We start from the raw sequence: 22083 nt of genomic DNA, 5'->3' as shown, positions 1-22083 counted from the left end.
ATATACAAATAACAGTACTAGACTATTTTATCAGTAGCCGGGCATTCTTACAAGGTGAAGAAACTACAGCTGGAATCAAACTCCCTTAATTGGAATAACTGGGGAAAAGATAGGTTTTCCCGGCTTGAAGTGATTCGGGTGTCGAACCCGGATTAAGTGTTTCGAAATCAGTTATAAGCTTACTAATGGGAACCCCCGGATTTCCTGCTCCATATTCCTCAACAATTGACAGCAGCGTTTGGCCAGGCTTTACGGTAGCTTTGAAATGTGGTGTGGCAGGAGAGCTTGTTTCCTTTTTTTGTTCCGGATGTTTTCCAATTGGCGCAGTTGCAGCTGGAAGTGTACCGCTGGTTAAGTCTACGTAAACAGAAGCGATCAATGCTATCGTAAAGAGAGTGGCAATTAATTTTTTCATTGGACATGCCTCCTGCGGCAATTTGTAACATACATATGCGCAATAAGGAGAATTTAGAACAAAAAAACCGTCCATTAAGGACGGAATAAAATGGTGCGTATTGAAAATTTACTTTAGACAGCTTCTTTTTCAGAACCAGGGGTCTCTTTGATTGCCAGGTAAAGAACAATTGAAGACACGAACCAGTTAATTAACATACCATTTGGCACTATAGTCTGAAGAGCCTCCATAATTGTAAAAAAGATAGTTGATAGTGTGACACTGTATGCAGCCATTCTCCATAAATGCCTATATTGTAACTGCCGCATCCCGATAGAGCTGAACATAATGCCGAATCCAGCCAGTACACTAACTTCAATAAACTTTAAGGCCGAAGACATTATGAAAATCACAGCAAATACAATTGGCATGATTACCCCTTTTATACCATTCATAGACGAAAAGAATTCAAGGAAATCATTCTTTGTAATTTCACTGCCCTCCAGCATTGCGTATGGATAGGATTGCGTTCTCCCGCCTGCGGAAAGGGTAAATTCATTTTTAAGGAAGCCAAAAGTATTGCCAGTATCAGCAAGGTCTTCCCCCGTTACAGCACCGGTTGGATCCAGTGTAATCGAAAAGCTGTCCCTCTGAATGGTAACGGGTTTATCGATATCGGCTTCAAGGGTACCATTTTTAATAGTGAAATCAGGAAGCTCCTCACTAGCAATTTGTTTAGCTGTTTCAATGCCGTTGACTATGGCATGATTAAGGTAGTAAAAGGTAGGCAATACAGAAATGAAAGTGAGCAGGAAAACATACAGGATGGTTTTGCCGATTCCCTGGTTTCGGAATGAAGCAATGTCTTTTGGTGAATAGATGCTTTTATACAGTTGTTTAAAAACGTTCATGATTACACTCCCTATAAAGTGAAACTTCAATCAGTGAGGATACTTCATTACCCACTGTTTGTTAGTTGAACCAATCGTACACATGCGGCTGTTATCCCTCATCTATGCTTTTTCGATGAGGTAGGGGTTTAACAGACCATTAATGCGGGAAAAAGTTTCAACCCATTTATTTTATCCCTTCAACGCATCCTGTACAAGCGGAAGAAACCAGAGGCAAATATGTTAGAATAATAAATATTTTAGAAACATAGAAACGAACAATAAAGGGATTTTAGAGCCACTTTAATAAATGTGTAAAGAAAGAGATACCTTTTGTGGCCCTGTTGATTTACGTTCCAGGCGTGAAGCTCGTTCGAAAATACAAAAAACGCATTTTCTCCTGCGGTGCTATTTCAGGAAGATTATTCAACGTCCTGCGGGAGCAGCGGGACAGGTAATATTTAGTTTCAATTTATAAAGATAAAGGAGACCGGTAAATGGAAACAGTTATATGGGGAATTGTCATCATTATGTTTATTGTTGCGTTTGCAGGAATTGTATTTCCTGTCATTCCAAGTGTCCTTTTTATTTTTGGAGGATTTCTCATTTATGGTTTTTTTATATCATTTGAACCTTTTAATTGGTTTTTCTGGGTTATTCAAGGCCTTTTCACATTGTTGTTATTCGGTGCGGATTACGTTGCAAATATCATCGGAGTGAAGAAATATGGCGGTTCAAAAGCTGCAGTATGGGGGAGCACAATCGGCCTTCTAGTCGGGCCATTTGTTTTGCCGTTTCTCGGCATTCTTGTCGGCCCGTTTATTGGTGCGGTGCTTGCAGAAATGATGGTCCACAGAAAAGGGTTATCCGAAAGTGCGAAGATCGGCTTTGGTTCTGTTATCGGTTTTATAAGTGGCGCAGCAGCGAAAACTGTCATCCAGGCCGCAATGATTGCATATTTTTTATTTATGGTATTTTGAAGGCATAGAAAAAAGCCGGATTGGGACTTCGAAGCCCAATCCGGCTTAGCATTGTGATAGGGAAAACCTACATGCTGCATCAATTTAACCCGCATATCTCAAAACCACAATTTTGGCAATCGACTTCATGTCGCAAGTACGCTAAATCTTTTATTGTAAATTTCTGTTGATCATAACCAATTACGTTTATATCTCTCAATTCCTTCAAGCTTCTTTGAATAACTTCCCTGGTTCCGTACGTCAGATTTGCAAGTTCCTGATGGGTTAGAGGCAAGTCAATCAAAATGCCGTCTTCGGTATCAACACCATATGAATTGGCGAGTCTGATTAAAATTGAATAAAGTCCGCCTTTCTTTCCGTTCATGATTAAATCCTGGCATTTCATTTGAGCCTTTAAATACCTCGTGCTCATCCACGAAACCAGGGCTGTCATTGCAAAAGGGTCATTCGTAATAAAGTCCTCGAATTGGATCCGCGGAATGACAAGCAGTTCACAGTCAGTTAAAGCTTTAGCTGAAAAATGATAGCAGGATGAAGGGTTAAAGAGCTGGTATTCCACGACAATTTCTTTCGGAGTAAGAATTTTAAGGATAAATTCCTTTCCCTTTACATGAACTCTTCCAATCGCAACGCTGCCTTTTTGAATGATATAAATATTTTCAACAGCATCCCGTTCACTAAATAGAATCGTCCCTGCATTGTATTTTTGAAGCGGTTCCTTCCTGCCGAAAAACTGGACGAGTAAATTATATAGAGAGTCTTTATTTTCTTGCATACTATGCCACTCCTTATGTCTCCTTAAATTGATTAAAAAGAATAATTGCCAACGTGTCAATGTCGTTTTTACAATTTGTGGAAGAGGTTTAGAGCTGGTATGACTTAAATCGTTGACAAATCTAGGGAAAGTTGAAAGTGACAAATTTCCGAATCTTGAATAATAAAGATTAAAAAAACAGGCATAAAATAATCGAAGAAAGGGAATAGTATCAAGGTGTGTTACAAAGCGTATCATTTGAATCATCTGATCAACTTTGATAAGCTGTAACTGCAAAGCTTTGGAAATTTTCTACTATTTTCCGAAGAAATCGAGATACATAGGAGGAATGGAGAATGGCATTTGAATTGCCTCAACTTCCATATGGATATGATGCGTTAGAGCCTCATATTGATAAGGAAACAATGAACATCCACCATACGAAACATCACAACACATATGTGACCAACTTAAACAATGCACTGGAAGGAAACGAAGAGCTTCTATCGAAACCAGTAGAAGAAGTTATCGCGAATCTCGATGCGGTGCCTGAAAGCGCAAGAACTGCTGTCCGCAATAACGGCGGCGGCCATGCTAACCACAGCCTTTTCTGGCAAATTATTTCACCAAACGGCGGTGGCGAGCCTTCCGGCGAGCTTGCTGATGCACTTAACAGCAAATTCGGCAGCCTCGAGAACTTCAAAGAAGAATTTGCCAAAGCCGCTACTACTCGCTTTGGATCGGGATGGGCATGGCTCGTTGTCAATAATGGCGAGCTCGAAGTGACAAGCACTCCAAACCAGGACTCTCCATTGATGGAAGGAAAGACACCAATCCTTGGCCTCGATGTTTGGGAGCATGCCTATTACCTGAAATATCAAAACCGTCGTCCAGAGTACATCAATTCCTTCTGGAATGTTGTGAATTGGGATGAAGTTTCAAAGCGCTACAGCTCAGCAAAATAATGTAAGCCAGCAGGCTGCCCCATTAGTCGTTAAGCTCTTGGGGGCAGCTTTTTTTTATGTTAGGGGAATTTCAAACGTAAATTATAGTTGGATATAAGCCTGCAGAAAGTGGAAACTATCCCAGCACCTACTGACCAAGCACTGGAGGCTTTTTATTCTTATTTAGAATAGAAACAAGAAGGCTGATGAAAACTACCTTTATGAAAAAAGGAGTTTTCATATGCTGAACAAATTAAAGTTATTTGGGGATTTAGAAGTAACAAAGGATCTTAAGCTCTTACTCATATTAGGCGGCCTTTACTCATTGAGCATAGCTCTATCCAACACATTCGTAAATATTTACTTATGGAAGCAATCAGGAAATTTTGCAACAATCTCGCTTTATAATCTGTCCATTGTTGTTCTACAGCCGCTTACTTTCATCCTGGCCGGTAGATGGGCAAAAAAAATAGACAGGGTCATCGTTCTTCGGATTGGGGTTATTTTTCTGGCACTGTTTTATTTGGCTGTCCTTACTGCAGGTTCTGGCGCCTCGAAATTCCTCATCCTCTTGGGGGGGCTTCTTGGCATAGGATATGGGTTTTATTGGCTTGCTTTTAATGTCCTTACTTTCGAAATAACTGAACCTGATACGAGAGATTTTTTTAATGGATTTCTTGGTATCCTTTCTTCAGCCGGCGGAATGGTCGGTCCGGTTACCTCAGGCTTTATTATTACAAGGGTAGACAGCTTTAACGGATATACAATTGTATTTGGCTTATCACTGGCCCTTTTTTCGCTGGCTGTCTTCCTAAGCTTTTTCCTAAAGCCACGTCCTTCTTCAGGCAAATATGCAGTTGCTGATATATTTAAGGAACGGAGGCGCAACCGTAATTGGAAGCTAGTTACAAACGCCCATTTCTTTCAGGGGATTCGGGAAGGGACGTTTGTATTTATCATTTCTGTCTATGTTTTCCTTTCAACAGGCAGCGAGCTTTCGTTAGGGACATTTGGCCTGCTGAACTCGGGTGTTTCATTTATTGCCTATTACTTTGCCTCCAGGATGATTAAGAAGCAAAGAAGAAAAAAAGCAATCTTACTTGGGGGCATCCTTTTATTTGCTGCAGTTTTTCTGCTTGTGTTTAATGTGAATTTCTACAAACTCCTGCTTTATGGCAGTATTATCGCCATAGCCTACCCAATCCTCCTTGTGCCATATATGTCCATTACATATGATGTTATCGGGAGGAGCTGGAAGGCTGCGGAAATGAGAATCGAGTATATTGTTGTCCGAGAGGTTTTTCTGAATTTCGGCAGGATTGTATCAATTCTTGTTTTCCTTTCTGGCATAACCCTTTTTGATTGGCGCGAAAGTATTCCCATCCTGCTAGTCATCCTCGGCTCCGGGCATGCCTTTGTCTATTTTTTTCTAAGAAATGTTCACCTTTCATCACCATAGGGCCTTTGCTTGCAAGGGTCTTTTTTCATTGGAAAATAAAGTTGCTTCTCGTTCTGAAGCCCTATTTCAAAAATGGCAGACGGTTACGGATAGAAATAATCGCTGTGTTCCATTACAATAAGGGATAGTGTAAATTTTTAAAAGAAAGTGTGAGTACATGGTTACAACGAAAAAAAAGAAAAAAAGGGCTTATGTGCCATTTAGGCTGAATATATTATTTTTTGCAGTGTTTGTGCTTTTTTCTTTGTTGATCTTAAGGTTGGGCATTGTCCAAATTGTATATGGAGATGATTTTAAGCGCGAAGTTGAACGGACTGAGGATGTAACGGTTAAAAATCCGGTTCCTAGAGGGAAGATGTATGATCGGAATGGCAATATTATTTTGGATAATGAGCCGCTTAATGCAATTACTTATACGAGATATCAAGGTACGACTCAGGAAGAAATGCTTGAGGTTGCTGAAAAGCTGGCAAAGATGATCGATAAGCCAACTGACCGGCTTCAGGAACGTGATAAAAAAGATTTTTGGCTTTTGAAGAATGAGGAAGAAGCCAAAAAACTAATAACAAAAAAAGAATGGGATCAATATTACGATAAAGAGATTACAAATAAAGAACTGTACGAAATGCAAGTCGACAGGGTGACAGAAGAGCACTTGAAGAGCCTTACACCTGCTGAGCTTGAAGTAGCGGCGATTTGGAGGGAATTCAATTCGGGTTATGCCCAAACTCCGCAAATCGTTAAAAATGAAGGAGTGACGGATGAAGAATTTGCGGTAGTCAGCGAAAACCTTGAAGCATTGCCGGGAGTAGATACAACAACTGACTGGAAGCGCAAATATGTTTATGGAGATACATTGAGAACGATACTTGGGAATGTGACGCCTTCTGATAAAGGAATTCCCAAGGAACAGCTCGATTATTATTTATCAAGGGATTACAGCCTTAACGACCGGGTTGGAATCAGCTATATCGAAAGGCAATATGAAGAGGTCCTCCAAGGGCAAAAGGCGAAAGTGAAAAATAAAACAGATAAAGGCGGAAACGTCCTCGGCACTGAAGTCGTGTCGGAAGGGAAACGCGGGAAAGACCTGGTTCTTACTATTGATATGGAGCTTCAGCGTGAAGTTGAAAAAATCCTTGAAAAAGAACTCTGGGCCGCAAAGCGAAAGCCGGGATCTGCCCTTCTTGACCGGGGATTTGTGGTCCTTATGGATCCTTATACCGGGGATATTCTTACCATGGCGGGTAAAAAGATAGAAAAAAACCCGAAAACCGGTAAATACGAAATGAGTGATTATGCATATGGAGCTTTTACTAGTTCCTATAATGTAGGATCCACCGTTAAAGGCGCAACAGTCTATACAGGCCTTAAACATGGGGTTATCACTCCATCGACAACATTTTATGACACACCAATGAATATAAAAGGTACCCCGAGAAAATCTTCCTGGAGGAGCGGGCTTGGATTTGTCAACGCCGCAAGTGCACTTGAAGTGTCATCGAACATTTATATGTTCCATGTTGCTATCAAACTGGGGAAAGGAACGTATATTCCTAATCAGCCGCTTCCTCTTGACTTGAAAGCCTTTGGTACCTTTAGGGAATCCTTTAGCCAGTTTGGGCTTGGTGTCAGGACTGGCATCGACCTCCCGAGTGAATCTGCAGGTTTTGCCGGACCGCTAGAGAGCGGGAAGCTGCTTGACCTTGCAATCGGCCAGTATGATACATATACAGCCATGCAGCTGGCCCAGTATGTATCGACAATCGCCAATGGGGGGACAAGGATACAGCCTCATATCGTAAAAGAAATTCGCGAGCCTGAAATGGAAAGCGATGAGCTTGGACCAATCATTCAGGAAATTCAGCCCAAAGTACTGAACAGGCTGGAGGGCGGTGACAAACACCTAAAGCCTGTAAAGGAAGGTTTTTGGCGGGTTATGCATGGATCACGTGGTACAGCCAGGGGTTACTTTAACAACGCACCATATAACCCTGCAGGAAAAACAGGAACAGCCGAAGCATTTTATGATGGTTTTGAAAGAAAGAAATTCGGGAAAATTCCTCCAGAAGTTATGAACTTGAGTCTTATAGCCTTTGCTCCTTACGAAAAGCCAGAAATAGCGATTTCCGTACTAATTCCATGGGCATATCAGGGGAACGGGGGTAGCTATAATAATATCATTGGACGTCAAGTACTTGATGCATATTTTGAGCTCAAGGAAAAGCGGGTTAGCGGCGAAACGAATGAGATTGAAGCAAATTCGGGAGAAAGCCAGGATGAAATGAACCAAACTGAATAAACAATATTTAAAGTCGCCTTTTGGGGCGGCTTTTTTGTATGAATAGTTCTAATAAGTTTTCTTTCCTAATGCTTACAACAACTAGAATTGATATACCTTTATTGGGGGAAACTCATTTATATGAAATGTTTACCCAGCCGTAATGGAGGTTAAATATTAACAATAGTCGGAAAAAATAGACATGATTAAACAAGATAAATTTACAAAAGCTTAACATTTGATTTAAACGGCTTTTACAGTATATCTGTAAGCTAAAACTTGTAGGGAAATAACCAAACTCTAGGGGGAACAAATAAATGAAACGATTCAAGAAACTCGGCCTGCTTACAATGCTTGCAGCAGTAATGGTATTTACAGCAGCTTGCGGCGGCAACTCAGGCGGCAATGGAGAAGGATTGGAAGGAAGCGTCGTTATCGACGGATCTGGAACTGTATTCCCATTCATGGCCAGAATGGCTGAGGATTATATGGTTAACGAACAAGAAGACGTTTCAGTGGAGGTCAGCCGTGCAGGTACTTCTGCTGGTTTCAAAAAATTCCTTGTTAAAGACGGAACAGACTTCAATAATGCATCCCGTACAATAAAAGAAGAAGAAAAAGCTGAAGCAAAAAAGCTTGGCATTGATGTACAAGAACTAAAGGTTGCTCTTGATGGTATTACAATCGTCATCAATAAAGACAATACTTGGGCAAAAGAACTTACCCAGCAGGAAGTTGTTGACATCTTTACCGCTGCGAAAAACAAGAAAAATTGGTCTGATGTACGCCCTGACTTCCCAAATGAGCCAATTAAGACATACGGACCAAATGAAAACCATGGAACATACGAATTCTTTTATGAAGAAATTTTAGGTGAGCAGGATTTACCAGAGAATATTAATCTACAGCAAGATTATTCAACTTTGGTTGATCTCGTATCCAAAGATAAGAACGCAATCGGATTCTTCGGTTTTGGGTATTATGATAGCAACAAAGACAAGCTCTCAGCTGTCAATGTTGACTTTGGCAACGGGCCTGTAGAGCCTTCCTTAGATACAATCAAGGAAGATGGCGCCTATGCACCTTTTACTCGCGCAGTTTTCACATACTTGAATGAAGGACATGCGAAGGAAAAGCCGCAAGTACTGGATTACGCGATTTATATGATGGAGAACGCTCAGGATGTTGCGTCTGAAACTGGTTTTGCTCCGATTTCTGATGCAGACAAGCAGGCAGCGCTTGATGCCCTGAATGCTCTGAAAAAATAAAGATAAAATCCATTCCCATGGAAGATGAGAAGCCTGCCTTCTCATCTTTTGTGCCGTTAATTATGTTTATGATATATTTTCCAAGGAAAATATAGGGGTGAAAGGGGCCTTGATATGGACAACACAAGCAAAGGCAAGAAGCTGAACATTAGTGGGCTTATACAAGAAAAGAAAAAGTCTGCAAGCCTAGGAAGATACACAGAAAAATTAATACCAAGCATCCTCTTTGCTATTGCAGCGATATCTGTTTTCACGACGATTGGTATTGTCGTCACACTTTTGACTGAAACATTGTTATTCTTTAGAGAGGTTTCATTTATCGAATTTTTCACAGGTACCGTACTTAAACCTTTAGGTGAAAATGCACAGTTTGGTGTACTGCCTTTGTTGAATGGGACACTTATTTCTACTGCAATTGCAATGGTTGTGGCAATTCCTGTAGGGTTAATGACAGCAATTTTTCTTAGCGAATATGCATCGGAACGGGTTAGGAGAGTTCTTAAACCAATTCTTGAAGTGCTTGCGGGAATTCCAACCATTGTTTATGGATTCTTTGCATTTACATTTGTAACACCTTTGTTGCGATCTTTTATACCGGGACTTGAGCCTACGAATATATTGAGCCCTGGGATTGTAATGGGGATTATGATTATTCCGATGGTGGCTTCCCTTTCAGAAGATGCGATGAGTGCAGTACCTAACGCGATGCGTGAAGGTGCGTTGGCTCTAGGGGCAACAAAGCTAGAAGTTACCTGGAGAGTTGTCATTCCCGCAGCCATTTCAGGGATTATCGCTTCTTTCGTTTTAGGAATTTCACGTGCAATTGGGGAAACTATGATTGTTGCAATCGCTAGTGGAAGTTCCAAGAACTTCACTTTTGATATAACACAATCCATGCAGACTATGACAGCTTATATAGTGGAAGTAACCGGTGGTGAGGCTGCAGCGGGAACAACATTATATTACAGCTTGTATGCAGTCGCCATGACACTTTTCGTATTTACATTAGTCATGAACCTGATTGCGCAATATATTTCACGTAAGTTCAGGGAGGAATACTAAAATGAAATATATTGACAAAGGCCAGGTTCAGAAGAAGATGGGCACAAGACTGACTATAAACAACATCGCAAAGGCCATTTTCTTACTTGCAGCATTGTTTGGAATTGCTGTTTTGGCTGTCTTAATATATAGAGTCGTTCGCGATGGTATCGGCTGGATTGATATGGATTTTCTCACAAATAAACTTTCTACTAACCCTGAAAGGGCAGGAATCATGGGAGCGATCCTCGGTACGCTTTGGCTTATGCTGGTTGTAGCTCCAGTTACAATGATTCTTGGGGTAGGTACGGCAATATACCTTGAAGAATATGCAAAAAAAGGAAAACTGCAATCATTTATTCAAACGAATCTTTCCAACCTTGCCGGTGTCCCTTCTGTTGTATTTGGGATTCTAGGACTGACCGTTTTTGCCCGTTGGATGGATCTTGGTTCCGTAGTATTAGCTGGGGGACTGACGATGTCACTCCTCGTGCTTCCGGTAGTTGTTGTTTCAAGCCAGGAAGCAATCCGCGCTGTTCCGCAATTTTTGCGTGAAGCATCTTACGGAATGGGAGCAACAAAGTGGCAGACAATTAAAAATGTAGTTTTGCCGGCATCCCTGCCAGGAATCCTTACCGGGGTAATTTTGGCCCTGTCACGGGCAATTGGTGAAACTGCACCACTTGTTGTATTGGGAATACCGGCACTATTAATTCCATTCCCTGACAACATCCTGGATAAATTCACAATTTTGCCTGTTCAAGTTTACTACTGGACAGTTGACTCGGCTCTTGTCGCTGAATACGCAAATCTTGCTGCCGCGACAATCATCATTTTGCTTCTTGTACTATTTATTATGAATTCAATAGCAGTCCTAATAAGAAATAAATTCCAAAAAAGATATTAAGGCGGGAGGCCATTACGATGGGGACTACATCAGGAAAATTAAATGCACAGGCTGATACTAACACGGCTGCGAAAGCCGTTTACGAAACGAATGATTTTAATTTATGGTATGGCGAAGGCCATGCACTGAAGAATATTAATTTAGACATAAATGAAAATGAAGTGACAGCAATTATTGGCCCTTCCGGATGCGGAAAATCAACGTATATTAAAGCGTTGAACAGAATGGTTGAGCTTGTCCCAGGTGTCAGGACATCGGGAGAGATTCTTTATAGAGGTAAGGACATCCATGATAAAGATTTCGAGGTTGAAGATTTGCGGACCCGTGTCGGCATGGTATTCCAAAAGCCAAATCCCTTTCCAAAATCAATCTATGAAAACATTGCCTATGGCCCAAAAATTCACGGTATCCGCAACAAAAAAGTATTGGATGAAATCGTGGAGCAGAGCTTGCGCGGTGCTGCCATTTGGGATGAAGTGAAGGACAGGCTGAACCAAAATGCTTATGGGCTTTCCGGAGGACAACAGCAGCGGATTTGTATTGCACGCTGCCTCGCAATTGAACCGGATGTCATTCTAATGGATGAACCGACTTCTGCCCTTGACCCAATCTCTACTCTAAAGGTTGAAGAGCTTGTGCAGGAATTGAAACAAAATTACAGTATTATCATTGTTACACACAACATGCAGCAGGCCGCCAGGATTTCTGATAAAACAGCGTTTTTCCTAAATGGAGAGGTAGTTGAATTTGCTGCAACAAACAAAATTTTCTCAAATCCATCTGATAAGCGGACAGAAGATTACATTTCTGGCCGATTCGGATAATATTATAGTTGGAACCGTGATAAAACATCCGGCTGCACATATTCAGAAAGAATAATGGGGTGAGATAGTGGTTACAAGGACAAATTTTGACAATAATTTAAACCAATTAAAGGAAATGCTTATGGAGATGGTGCGCCTTTCAACAGTTGCTGTAAGAGAAGCAACTGAAGCACTTGTGGCACAGGATCTTGAGAAAGCAAATGGAATTGTTAAAGGCGATACAAAAATTGATGAGCTTGAGGCCAAAATAAATGAAAAGGCAATCCTCTTGATTGCGACTGAATCTCCGGTTGCAACCGACCTTAGAAAAATTATTGCGGCGTTAAAGATATCATCTGAGGTAGAAAGGATTGCCGATAATGCAGTAAACATTGCAAAGGCTGCTTTGCATATTGGCAAGGAAAAGCATATTAAGGAAATCGTTGATATCCCTAAAATGATGATTCTGGTTATCGAGATGCTAGAATGTGCCCTAAAATCTTTCTATGAAAATGACACTGTCCTTGCAAGGGAATGTGCAAAAAAAGATGATAAGGTAGACGAAATGTACGGCCAGCTTGTTAGTGAATTGTTAAGCTTTATTCCAAAAAATCCAACTGCGACAAACCAAATCACCCAGCTTGCATACACATGCCGCTACCTTGAAAGAATTGGCGATCACTCCACCAATATTTCTGAACAGGTTATATATGTAGTAACAGGAAAACTCTATGATTTAAATACTTAAAAGACAAAGCATGCTGCCTCTTATTGGCAGCATGCTTTTTTAGTGGTTTTTATTAATAGTGTCGAATATACGCAAAAATACAGGCTTGGGCTTTGTTTATAAAATTTTTTTATGTATTGAGAAGAGGACTGGCTTGGCAAGGCAAATTCCGACAATTTGCGTTCATTGTACAAGGATAGTGAAGGTGCTACGATTATTTTTGAAAGCGGCATATATTTATAGCTAATACACTATACTGATACGTTACAATAAAGGCGGTTGAACTTATGATTAAGTTGGGACAGGAAAAGAGCAGGGTAAATAGCGGGGATTATTATGATGAAGCAGCAAGGAACCCTGCCATTGAAATAGGAACGGGCATTTGGGTTAATGGGAAAGTAAACTGGAATTTTGATAACAGGGAAACAATTCTGTATGAAGAAGAACTGACAATGCGAGTGACAGAAGAAAAGCCTCATTCAAAAATCACCATGATTACCTATCATATTGTGAATCATAGTTCAGACGAAAAGCGAATAAAGCTTCTTTCCATGAACTATTTAAAAACTGCCCAAAGTGACCATTTTGCTTTTATATCCCCCGCAGACAACACTATTTTCCATTTGGCAGGGGAGAAAATGTTCATGATTGATGGCTTAAATGAATCAAGAAACAAATGGGAAAGTACTGTAATTCCTTCCTGGATTATTCATTCCGAGGAAATCTGGGCTTCTTTAAAGAATGGACAGCTAAAGTACCAGCCAACAGCCAAGGGCAATCCTGCAAGCCTTCTCTCAAAAACCTTTATTATTCCTCCAGGAATGACCCAGAAAGCTAACTCATGGATTATATGCGGAAACGATAAAAATGAGCTTGTATTTCTAAACGATGCCCTTTTGAAAAACAGACTAGCATTCCAAAAGAAAAAATGATATTATAGAAAAGTCGTATGAACGAATAAGCTTTAAGTGTTTGGAGGGAAAAACATGCGCGTAAATATTACGTTGGCTTGCACTGAATGTGGGGAGCGTAACTATATTTCTAAAAAAAATAAACGCAACAATCCTGATCGCCTTGAGCTCAAAAAATACTGCTCAAGAGAGAAGCGCACAACAGTACATCGCGAAACAAAATAAGCAGTAGGGCTTCCTGCTGCTTTTTTTGTTGTCTTTAAAAGTACAAAGAGGAGGGGTACCGTGGAAGAAAAGCGCATATTGAGGAAAAATATGATGCAAGAACTAAAATCAATTTCGGAAGACGAGTATAGCCGGCTATCGGGCATGGTAGCTGAATCGTTATACAAACAGCCTGATTGGCGGATGGCTTCAACAATTGGAATAACGGTATCCCGTCCACCTGAAGTTGATACATACCAAATCATTAAACAAGCCTGGTCTGATGGCAAAAAGATCGCTGTACCAAAGTGCCTTCCTGAAACAAGGGAAATGGAATTCCGTTATATTACGGACTTTAAACAGTTGGAGAGTGTCTACTATGGCCTTTTTGAGCCGATAAGGGAAAAAACGGACCTGGCAGAGCCCGGGAAAATTGGGCTGTTGATCGTTCCTGGCCTCGCTTTCACATTGGATGGGTTTCGAATGGGTTTTGGCGGGGGCTATTATGATCGGTTTCTTTCTGGATTTCATGGTAAGACGTTAAGCTTGGCATTTGAAAAGCAAATAGTCGATTACCTTCCTCTGGAGCCGCATGATATGCCTGTTTCAAAAATCATTACGGATAAGAGGGTTATATCCAAGTGATGATAGGGAAGTTTATAAGTATCATATTGATTTTCCTGGCCTCTGTTTCGGGATGGTACCTTCGTGCTCTTACAACTTCAGGAGCTGTTGCTGCAATAGTTTGCGGCCTGTTGATTTTTGCTGGAACAGGTGCCGAAGGCCTGATTCTCCTGGGTGTTTTTTTTGTAAGCTCCAGTTTATGGTCGATGTTTAAAAGCAAATCAAAAGCTTTGCTGGAAGAAAAATTGGCTAAGGGGTCGAGAAGGGATTGGAGGCAGGTTGCTGCGAATGGGGGTCCCGCCACTTTATGCAGTTTGCTCTTCATCTTTACGGGGAACGATATTTGGGTAATCTGTTTTGCCAGCGCAATCGCGAGCTCGAATTCAGATACATGGGCATCCGAAATAGGCCCATTGAGCGGTAAGGAGCCCTTTAGTATATTAACCTGGAGAAGGGCGGAAAGAGGCACTTCAGGAGCTGTTAGTTTATTAGGAACGACTGCGGGGGTTGCAGGGTCGGCGGTTATTGCGATTGCGGCTGTCCTTTTTTTCGAGTTGGAGATTACTACTGGATTGTTAATCTTTATCTTTGGTTTTTTAGGAAATGTGATGGATACAGTACTTGGGGCGTATGCCCAGGCGATGTATAGTTGTTCGGTTTGTGGAATGGAGACGGAAAAGCGCTATCATTGTGGCCATAGGACTAGGAAGATAAAAGGGATTGGCTTTCTGGACAATGACCTTGTCAATTTTATGTCAGGAATTCTGGCAGCTTCGGGAACATTTATCTGGCTAATCACAGGTTAAGGAACGCTGCTCAGGGAATGCTTTACATTAAATCATTTTGAGCCCTTGGGAAGCAATTAAACAACAGCTGTGATTTCAGCTAATTTTGTTTAGAGGAGGATATAAATGGGACAGGTAAACAGGGTTGTTTTAATTGGAACAGGTTTTGTTGGATCTAGTTATGCATTTGCACTATTAAATCAGGGTGTAACAGAAGAACTTGTGTTGATTGACTTGAACAAGGAGAAGTCAGAGGGAGATGCAATGGATTTAAATCATGGACTTCCATTTGCACCATCCCGTACAAAAATCTGGTTTGGCGATTATTCAGATTGTAAGACAGCGGACCTTGTTGTGATCTCGGCAGGCGCCAATCAAAAACCAGGCGAGACAAGGCTGGATTTAGTCGAAAAAAACACAAAGATTTTTAAAGGTATTGTAGATAGTGTAATGGGCAGCGGATTTAACGGAATTTTCCTGGTTGCTACCAATCCTGTTGATATCCTCACCTATGCAGTATGGAAATTCTCCGGTTTGCCAAAGGAAAGGGTTATTGGATCGGGAACTATACTCGATACCGCCCGTTTCCGATTTTTGCTAGGGAACTATTTTGATGTTGATACACGGAATGTCCACGCCTATATCATTGGCGAGCATGGGGATACTGAGCTTCCGGTTTGGAGCAACGCTGATATTGCCAACATGAGTATAGCAGAATGGAGTAAAAAGAAAGCGGATTTCAAACAAGAAGATTTGGATGAAATATTCCTGAACGTCCGGGATGCGGCCTACCATATTATCGAAAGGAAAGGCGCTACTTATTACGGTATTGCTATGGGGCTTGTCAGGCTGACAAAAGCAATTCTGGGCGATGAGAACTCCGTGCTTACAGTTTCATGTTACCTTGACGGTGAATACGGTCATAACGATGTCTATATCGGGGTGCCGGCTGTCGTTAATCGAAATGGTATCAGAGAGGTTTTAGAAATGGAACTGAGCGAAGAGGAAAGGGAAAAGTTTTCCCATTCGGTAGATGTCCTTAAAAAATACCTTCAACCGGTCCTGAAGCAATAAATATTGGATGTATAGGCTCCTTCCCTTTAGAAAGACTATGGGAGGGAGGGATTGTTATGAAAAAGAGCTTTTCATCCATGGTGGTTTTGGGAACGGCCGGCTACCTTCTTTATCGGAACCGCTACAGAGTAATGAATAGTGTACTGGGTACGGGCTGGGTAAGAAAGGCAGCGGTCAGTACTTTTATGGGAATGCCCGGGATGAGGGACAAAGTGATGAATACTGTATTTGGAGGGCCGAACCGTTTTTAAAACGGGACGGCCTTTCCTATATTCAGGTATAATATGTAGAGTAGGATTTTTGGGCGGGCATCGGCCGCCTGAGGAAAGCAGGGGAAATTAGTGTACAGTAAGAGTGATCATCTTTTTTGGGTGCTGGCCGAAGCATTCATAATCAGATCTGGCTATAGAATAATTAAATTATTTCCAAATGAGCAGGAGTTGTGGCTTGAAAAAAAAGAAAATAAACAAGCCCCCATCCTCCGGCTGCTCCGTTACAATCTTGATTGGGGCAATTGGATGGAAAAAGATATACATATGACAGCATCAACTGGTGATAAAATTCGCGGACAGCTGAATAGCCGGAAGCTTACAGTCGTGAATATCTATGTAAGCGAATTTGCTCCTGTCGACTCTTACGAACATTTGCTAAACGAACCGTTTATGTATTCGAAGGCCTTTTCTGAAACTTCTGTTCACACTGTTTTATTTACAAATGATACTTATCACGAAGCCCAAACGAGGCTGACAGACTTAACAGGTGTGAATCCTCTACCAGATACTCCAGTTGAGAAAGAGGGAGCAGAAGAAGAGCTTGCAGATGTTAGAATGCGCACCCTTGAACATGCGAGGCGGGCAAGCCAGGAGGAGCAGGCGATTTTTAAAGCTGGTAAGCCCATCTTTACATACTTCTTTATGGTTTTGCAAATTGTCGTCTTTATCTTTCTTGAGCTATCAGGTGGCAGTACAAATCCATCAACATTGATTGAATTTGGAGCAAAATTTAACCCGTTAATTCTGCAGGGTGAGTGGTGGCGATTTTTTGCTCCGATTTTCCTTCATATCGGGTTTTTGCATTTGGCCATGAATACACTTGGGTTATACTTTGTGGGAACTGCAGTTGAAAGGATTCTTGGGTCGGCAAGGTTTTTGTTTGTCTATTTATTGGCTGGATTTGGCGGTTCATTGGCAAGCTTTTTATTCAGCCATGACTTATCGGCGGGAGCGAGCGGTGCTATTTTTGGTTTGCTTGGTGCACTCCTCTATTTTGGGGTGACTTTTCCCAACTTGTTTTTTAGGACAATGGGTCCGACCGTTTTCTTTATTATTATCTTTAACCTGGTGTTTGGATTTTCGGTCTCAATGGTCGATAATGCCGGCCATCTGGGTGGGCTTGTTGGCGGTTTCCTTGCGGCCGGAATCGTTCATTTTCCAAAGAAAAAAAAGCCTTTCCTTCAATTGGGGTTTGTTTTATTCTCCGTGCTTGCTATCGGAGGCGGCCTTTATTACGGCTTCAATACTGAATTGGGTTCAAAGGACGAACGTTCAATTGTTATGCTCGCGGAAGAATATGTATCAAATGAGAATTATGATGCTGCATATAACTTGTTGCATGATTTTGAGGAAGGGAACAAGGTTACTGAAAAAACATATTTCCTTCTGTCCTATACAGAAATAAAAAAGGGTATGCTGCCTGAAGCAAAAGAACACCTCCAAAAGGCAATCAGCTTCGATCAGGATTTTCATGAAGCCCATTTTAATCTTGCGCTTGTATATTTGGAAGAAGGCCAAATTGATGAAGCCCGTAAGCATGCAGCAGAGGCAGTGAAACTTAACCCTGAAAAGCAGGAATACAAAAACCTGCTTACAGAGCTTGATAGTTTGCCTTAGAGGTTCGGTGAAGGCGGGGGATTAGATAAAATATGTATATTGCAGGAAGTAAAACGGGCCAGAGGTGAAGAAAGCGTGAAGAGTGTATATGAAATCCAGCAATTTTTAAAAAGGTACGGCACGATTATTTATGTCGGAGACCGGCTTGCTGATATGGAACTCATGGAGGACGAACTAAAAGAAATGTTCAACTCGCAGTTAATCGAACGCAATGAATTTGAGAATGCGTTAATGCTTCTGCGCCATGAAATTCAGCTGGAGAAGGAAAAAAACAATCGGAAAGGTGACAGAAAATGACAGAAAAATGGCTAGCAGGTGTTGACCTCGGCGGAACGACAACAAAATTGGCATTTGTTTCAATCTATGGTGAAATCCTGCATAAGTGGGAGATTCCGACGGATAATTCAAATGAGGGGAAAAACATTGTCCTAAACATTGCAAAAGCTATTAATGAAAAACTTGAAGAACTTGGCGAAAGAAAAGATAAACTTGCTGGTGTAGGAATGGGGGCTCCCGGTCCGGTCAACTATGCAAGTGGCGTCCTTTATAATGCTGTGAACCTGGGACTGAGGGAAAACTATCCGTTGCAGGATGTACTGGAAATGGAAACTTCCCTTCCGGCAGCTATTGATAATGATGCGAATTGTGCTGCAATCGGCGAAATGTGGAAGGGTGCCGGAGAAGGGGCAAAGGATCTTGTTTGTGTAACGCTTGGAACAGGTGTAGGCGGCGGTGTCATTGCAAACGGACATATTGTTCAGGGTGCAAGTGGCGCGGCAGGGGAAATAGGCCATATTACTTCAATAGCGTCAGGCGGTGCGAGCTGTAATTGCGGGAAAACGGGCTGCCTTGAAACAATTGCTTCGGCAACCGGGATTGTAAGGCTTTCACTAAAAAAGTTGGAGGAGAGCTCGGAAATAGGAGCACTGAACGATATTTATACTGCTAAAGGCTTGATAACCGCTAAAGATGTTTTTGATTGCGCGCGTATAGGTGACAATTTGGCACTGGCAGTTATTGAAGAAGTTTCTTTCCATTTGGGATTTGCTTTGGCAAATATCGCAAATACACTGAATCCGGAAAAAATCGTTCTGGGCGGAGGTGTGTCAAGGGCAGGAGAGTTCCTCACAGGGAAAGTAGCAAGGCATTTTGAACAATACGCTTTTCCAAGAGTTCGTGAATCAACTCAAATTGCCCTAGCGACCCTAGGAAATGATGCAGGAGTAATCGGCGCTGCCTGGCTGGCGAAAAACAAATTATCCCTTTAGATTTTTAGAGGCCTCCAAGTTAGGGGCCTTTTGTTATTTCTTTTTTATCAGCGGGATTCATACATTTATAAAAGTTGATGAAAGGAGTAGCTGGGATGAAGATATTTTTGGAGCCTGGTGAGACAAAAGAATCTATTGGTAAGCTTTTTAACATTCCTGTGGACTTGCTCGAGACTGTCTCTGATCCTCAAATTCCTTGTGAAGAGTTGCCCTCTAAAAAAACCAATCGCATCGCTATTCCGGGCCTTTGTACTCTTCCTTATCATGTTCAAAAGGGAGATAATCTTAGGAAACTTGAGCAGGATTGGAATGTCCCTCTCACAGTTATCACAAGGATTAATAACCTAAAGCCAGATGAAGATTTGAGAGAAGGACAATTGATATGGCATCCGTTGAGAATCACCTCTCCTATCATACCATGCAAGATGCCATATCATTCAAAGGTGCTTGAGCAGGATATAGAGATATTAAAAAAGGCCTATCCATTTGTTAAAGTTAGGATAATTGGGAGAAGTGTTCTTCGCAAGCCCATATACGAACTAATAATTGGGAGCGGGAAACGAAAAATTCATTTTAATGCTTCTTTTCATGCAAATGAATGGATTACATCGGCGATCCTCATGGATTTGGCAAACCATTATTTATTGGGGCTAACCAATGGATTGTCCGGTTGGGACTTTGCACATGCATATATGGACAATGAACTTTCGATTGTACCTATGGTAAATCCTGATGGTGTTGATTTGGTTTTGCAAGGCCCTCCCCTAGGCTGCGAACTTGATATCGTACAGATAAATGATGGGAGGACAGATTTTACTGGATGGAAAGCGAATATCAGAGGGGTAGATTTGAATAATCAATTCCCTGCCAATTGGGCTATTGAAAAGGAACGAAAGGAGCCAAAATCACCATCATCGCGTGATTTTCCAGGTGAGGCTCCCTTAACAGAACCCGAAGCAATAGTAATGGCAGAATTGGCAAGATCAAGGGAATTTGATATGGTCTTTGCGTTTCATTCGCAGGGTGAAGAATTTTATTGGGGTTATAATAACCGGGAACCAGAGGAGGCCGGTAAGCTTGCGGGTATGATGGGAGCCATGAGTGGCTACAGGCCAGTCAGGACGATAGACAGCCATGCGGGCTTTAAAGATTGGTTTATCGAAGAGTTCCAAAAGCCTGGATTCACAATAGAGGTGGGAAAAGGAATAAACCCGCTTCCTCTTTCACACTATGATTCCATTTTCCAGTCGGTATCAAGCCTATTTTTTTCAGTAGTCGGATTGAAAAAAAATTAATCAAATTGCATATATATTGAAACTAACGACAATGTCAAACGTCTATTATGATATCGACTTTAAAGGAGGGAAAGGAATGGGGCTATATAGATTTAGGCGTTCCACTTTTACTGCAGCAAAGGCCCTGTTCATTTGCCTTGTATTCCTTTTCCTGACAGCATGCACAAAACCAGAAGCTTTGAAGGTCATGCCTCCATTACAGTCCGATGAGCCAAGTGAACAAACAGAAGAGGAGAATGGGGGAGCAAGTAACTGGAGGCTGCCAATACAAGTGCCGGAAGGGGAATTTTTTAAAACATTCGGCTGGTTAAATGAATCAGAATTAATTTATGCTTCCAATTTAGCCTCGGGTTCGAATTTATATTCCTATTCATTAGGGACTGGTGAAAGCAGGTTAATTCTCTCCAGTAATACGCCTATTGTTACAGCAGCTGTAAGTCCTGACATGAAAAAAATTCTTGTTCATACTTCGCCCTCATCATTTGAAGCGATTGTATCCATTTACGATTTGGAAGGAAATGAATTGATGACCCAATCCTTCCCTTCAGCTGAACTTCGCGCAGAATGGAATCCGTATGTTGAGGATCTTGCCTTAATAATTGCATTTAATGAGGATTGGACATATAGCAGCTATCAAATGGATACAAACGAGAACCATGTAGATGAACTGGATCTGCCAGACCCGTTTGCAAAATGGGCAGGTAAAGAATTGGTTGCATACTTGAAATGGGATGAAAACACACCATCGTTTTTTGCTCCACTGGTCATCAAGGATCTTAAAGGCGATATCACATCGAGCCTGGATGAGCAATATTATCATATCGAGGCATATGAAAATCTACTTGTTTCAATCAGCCGTGATAAGCTTAACGAGGACCAGGCCGTATATACGTTTTATACTCCACAATTAAAAGAATTGGGATCATTTGTGGTTCCCCATCTAACAAAATTTTCAGATTGGCTCGTTCCTTTTCAGGCTTATAGTCCGGGTTCAGAAACGTTTGCAGTATTTGAACCGATAAGAAGTGGAGAGGCTGATGCCTATACAGAAGGATTTACGCTTGCCTCTTATGAGATAGGGGGGAGCAGGGAAGTAATTCTTGAAGGGGTTGACAACCAGCCAATCGTTTACTCTCCGGATGGCAAAACGATACTATATGGCTATCGGTTAGAACGCCTCATCGATCCCCGTACAAAAAAAGTAATAAATCTCATTGAGGAATCAGGACAAAATTAAAAGGCTGCCTTTGCGGAATGCAAGGCAGCCTTTTCCTTCCAATTTTCTTAGAGGCCGGAAGGGTATCCGTCTTTCCAGACAGTCATGAATGTGAACCAACCAAAAACAAGAAAAGTCAGGAACGCAAAACCGACACCAAGAAAGTTCTTATTTTTGAGCGCAGTAAAAGTTGAATACCCTGCCAAAAGTGCAACAAGCGTGAAAATGATCATTAGTCCCATACAATAGCCCCCTTTGTACCGTAACGGCGGGCGAGAAGCCCGTTTAAATATGTAAAAAAATAACCGTTTTCATTCGATTTTTATTCTATAGGTTTTTATCTGATTTGTCGAGCATTATAGTGTACAA

General features: G+C 41.5%; 24 protein-coding genes. 20 read left to right on the top strand and 4 right to left on the bottom strand.

Annotated features, from left to right (window positions below; all coding sequences use genetic code 11):
* Positions 1–85: 85 nt before the first annotated feature.
* Complete coding sequence (locus A8F94_RS04500) at positions 86–415, bottom strand: LysM peptidoglycan-binding domain-containing protein (protein ID WP_066196182.1); 330 nt, start codon at positions 413–415, stop codon at positions 86–88.
* 113 nt (positions 416–528) lie between these two features.
* Complete coding sequence (locus A8F94_RS04495; RefSeq protein WP_066196179.1) at positions 529–1305, bottom strand: DUF1189 domain-containing protein; 777 nt, start codon at positions 1303–1305, stop codon at positions 529–531.
* A 476-nt stretch (positions 1306–1781) separates the two neighbouring features.
* On the opposite strand from A8F94_RS04495, the gene A8F94_RS04490 reads away from it, so the two are divergent.
* Positions 1782–2264, top strand: a complete 483-nt coding sequence (locus A8F94_RS04490; RefSeq protein WP_066196176.1) for a DUF456 domain-containing protein — start codon at positions 1782–1784, stop codon at positions 2262–2264.
* 79 nt (positions 2265–2343) lie between these two features.
* Here A8F94_RS04490 and A8F94_RS04485 read toward each other — a convergent pair whose 3' ends face one another.
* Positions 2344–3039, bottom strand: coding sequence for a Crp/Fnr family transcriptional regulator (locus A8F94_RS04485; RefSeq protein ID WP_066196174.1), 696 nt, complete (start codon positions 3037–3039; stop codon positions 2344–2346).
* 335 nt (positions 3040–3374) lie between these two features.
* Between A8F94_RS04485 and A8F94_RS04480 the strand changes: the two genes are divergently transcribed.
* The 19 genes from A8F94_RS04480 (at position 3375) to A8F94_RS04390 (ending at position 21735) form a co-directional block, all read left to right on the top strand.
* Positions 3375–3983, top strand: a complete 609-nt coding sequence (locus A8F94_RS04480) for a superoxide dismutase (protein ID WP_066196172.1) — start codon at positions 3375–3377, stop codon at positions 3981–3983.
* A 220-nt stretch (positions 3984–4203) separates the two neighbouring features.
* Positions 4204–5421 (top strand): MFS transporter, encoded by a 1218-nt coding sequence (locus A8F94_RS04475; RefSeq protein WP_066196169.1) that lies wholly within the window; start codon positions 4204–4206, stop codon positions 5419–5421.
* A gap of 157 nt (positions 5422–5578) precedes the next feature.
* Positions 5579–7723, top strand: a complete 2145-nt coding sequence (locus tag A8F94_RS04470; protein ID WP_066196166.1) for a peptidoglycan D,D-transpeptidase FtsI family protein — start codon at positions 5579–5581, stop codon at positions 7721–7723.
* Between the two features lie 296 nt (positions 7724–8019).
* Positions 8020–8970: a PstS family phosphate ABC transporter substrate-binding protein gene (locus A8F94_RS04465; protein WP_066196163.1), complete on the top strand. Its 951-nt coding sequence runs from the start codon at positions 8020–8022 to the stop codon at positions 8968–8970.
* Between the two features lie 114 nt (positions 8971–9084).
* Positions 9085–10032 carry a phosphate ABC transporter permease subunit PstC gene (pstC, locus tag A8F94_RS04460; protein WP_066196160.1) on the top strand — a complete coding sequence of 316 codons (948 nt, stop codon included), beginning with the start codon at positions 9085–9087 and terminating at the stop codon, positions 10030–10032.
* Position 10033: 1 nt separating this feature from the next.
* On the top strand, positions 10034–10918 hold the full coding sequence (pstA, locus tag A8F94_RS04455) for a phosphate ABC transporter permease PstA (RefSeq protein ID WP_066196157.1): 885 nt from the start codon (positions 10034–10036) through the stop codon (positions 10916–10918).
* A gap of 17 nt (positions 10919–10935) precedes the next feature.
* On the top strand, positions 10936–11742 hold the full coding sequence (gene pstB, locus A8F94_RS04450; RefSeq protein WP_066196154.1) for a phosphate ABC transporter ATP-binding protein PstB: 807 nt from the start codon (positions 10936–10938) through the stop codon (positions 11740–11742).
* A 67-nt stretch (positions 11743–11809) separates the two neighbouring features.
* Positions 11810–12469 (top strand): phosphate signaling complex protein PhoU, encoded by a 660-nt coding sequence (phoU, locus tag A8F94_RS04445; protein WP_066196151.1) that lies wholly within the window; start codon positions 11810–11812, stop codon positions 12467–12469.
* A 266-nt stretch (positions 12470–12735) separates the two neighbouring features.
* Positions 12736–13380: a hypothetical protein gene (locus tag A8F94_RS04440; protein WP_066196149.1), complete on the top strand. Its 645-nt coding sequence runs from the start codon at positions 12736–12738 to the stop codon at positions 13378–13380.
* A 54-nt stretch (positions 13381–13434) separates the two neighbouring features.
* Complete coding sequence (gene rpmG / locus A8F94_RS04435) at positions 13435–13584, top strand: 50S ribosomal protein L33 (RefSeq protein WP_066196146.1); 150 nt, start codon at positions 13435–13437, stop codon at positions 13582–13584.
* A gap of 60 nt (positions 13585–13644) precedes the next feature.
* Positions 13645–14208 carry a 5-formyltetrahydrofolate cyclo-ligase gene (locus tag A8F94_RS04430; protein ID WP_077247551.1) on the top strand — a complete coding sequence of 188 codons (564 nt, stop codon included), beginning with the start codon at positions 13645–13647 and terminating at the stop codon, positions 14206–14208.
* Positions 14208–14993, top strand: a complete 786-nt coding sequence (locus tag A8F94_RS04425) for a DUF92 domain-containing protein (RefSeq protein ID WP_066197264.1) — start codon at positions 14208–14210, stop codon at positions 14991–14993. The genes A8F94_RS04430 and A8F94_RS04425 overlap by 1 nt, the downstream gene beginning before the upstream one ends.
* A 105-nt stretch (positions 14994–15098) precedes the next feature.
* Positions 15099–16046: an L-lactate dehydrogenase gene (locus A8F94_RS04420; protein WP_066196144.1), complete on the top strand. Its 948-nt coding sequence runs from the start codon at positions 15099–15101 to the stop codon at positions 16044–16046.
* A 56-nt stretch (positions 16047–16102) separates the two neighbouring features.
* Positions 16103–16297 carry a hypothetical protein gene (locus tag A8F94_RS04415; RefSeq protein WP_066196141.1) on the top strand — a complete coding sequence of 65 codons (195 nt, stop codon included), beginning with the start codon at positions 16103–16105 and terminating at the stop codon, positions 16295–16297.
* A gap of 90 nt (positions 16298–16387) precedes the next feature.
* Positions 16388–17935 carry a rhomboid family protein gene (locus A8F94_RS04410; protein WP_066196138.1) on the top strand — a complete coding sequence of 516 codons (1548 nt, stop codon included), beginning with the start codon at positions 16388–16390 and terminating at the stop codon, positions 17933–17935.
* Positions 17936–18010: 75 nt separating this feature from the next.
* Entirely contained in the window at positions 18011–18232 is a 222-nt protein-coding gene (locus A8F94_RS04405) for a YqgQ family protein (RefSeq protein ID WP_066197260.1), read from the top strand.
* Positions 18229–19203, top strand: a complete 975-nt coding sequence (locus A8F94_RS04400) for an ROK family glucokinase (RefSeq protein ID WP_066196135.1) — start codon at positions 18229–18231, stop codon at positions 19201–19203. Before A8F94_RS04405 ends, A8F94_RS04400 begins: the two co-directional genes overlap by 4 nt.
* A 95-nt stretch (positions 19204–19298) precedes the next feature.
* The gene (locus tag A8F94_RS04395; protein ID WP_066196132.1) at positions 19299–20498 is read left to right on the top strand and encodes a M14 family metallopeptidase; all 1200 of its coding nucleotides are present in this window, start codon (positions 19299–19301) and stop codon (positions 20496–20498) included.
* Between the two features lie 76 nt (positions 20499–20574).
* The gene (locus A8F94_RS04390) at positions 20575–21735 is read left to right on the top strand and encodes a hypothetical protein (protein ID WP_066196129.1); all 1161 of its coding nucleotides are present in this window, start codon (positions 20575–20577) and stop codon (positions 21733–21735) included.
* A gap of 47 nt (positions 21736–21782) precedes the next feature.
* Here the strand turns inward: A8F94_RS04390 and A8F94_RS04385 are convergent, their stop codons facing one another.
* On the bottom strand, positions 21783–21956 hold the full coding sequence (locus A8F94_RS04385; RefSeq protein WP_066196127.1) for a DUF2759 domain-containing protein: 174 nt from the start codon (positions 21954–21956) through the stop codon (positions 21783–21785).
* Positions 21957–22083 lie beyond the last annotated feature (127 nt).

This window comes from Bacillus sp. FJAT-27225, assembly GCF_001685025.1.
Classification (GTDB): domain Bacteria; phylum Bacillota; class Bacilli; order Bacillales; family Cytobacillaceae; genus Bacillus_D.
The sequence above is the reverse complement of the archived record's forward strand: the minus strand, read 5'-3'. Positions and strand labels throughout refer to the sequence as shown.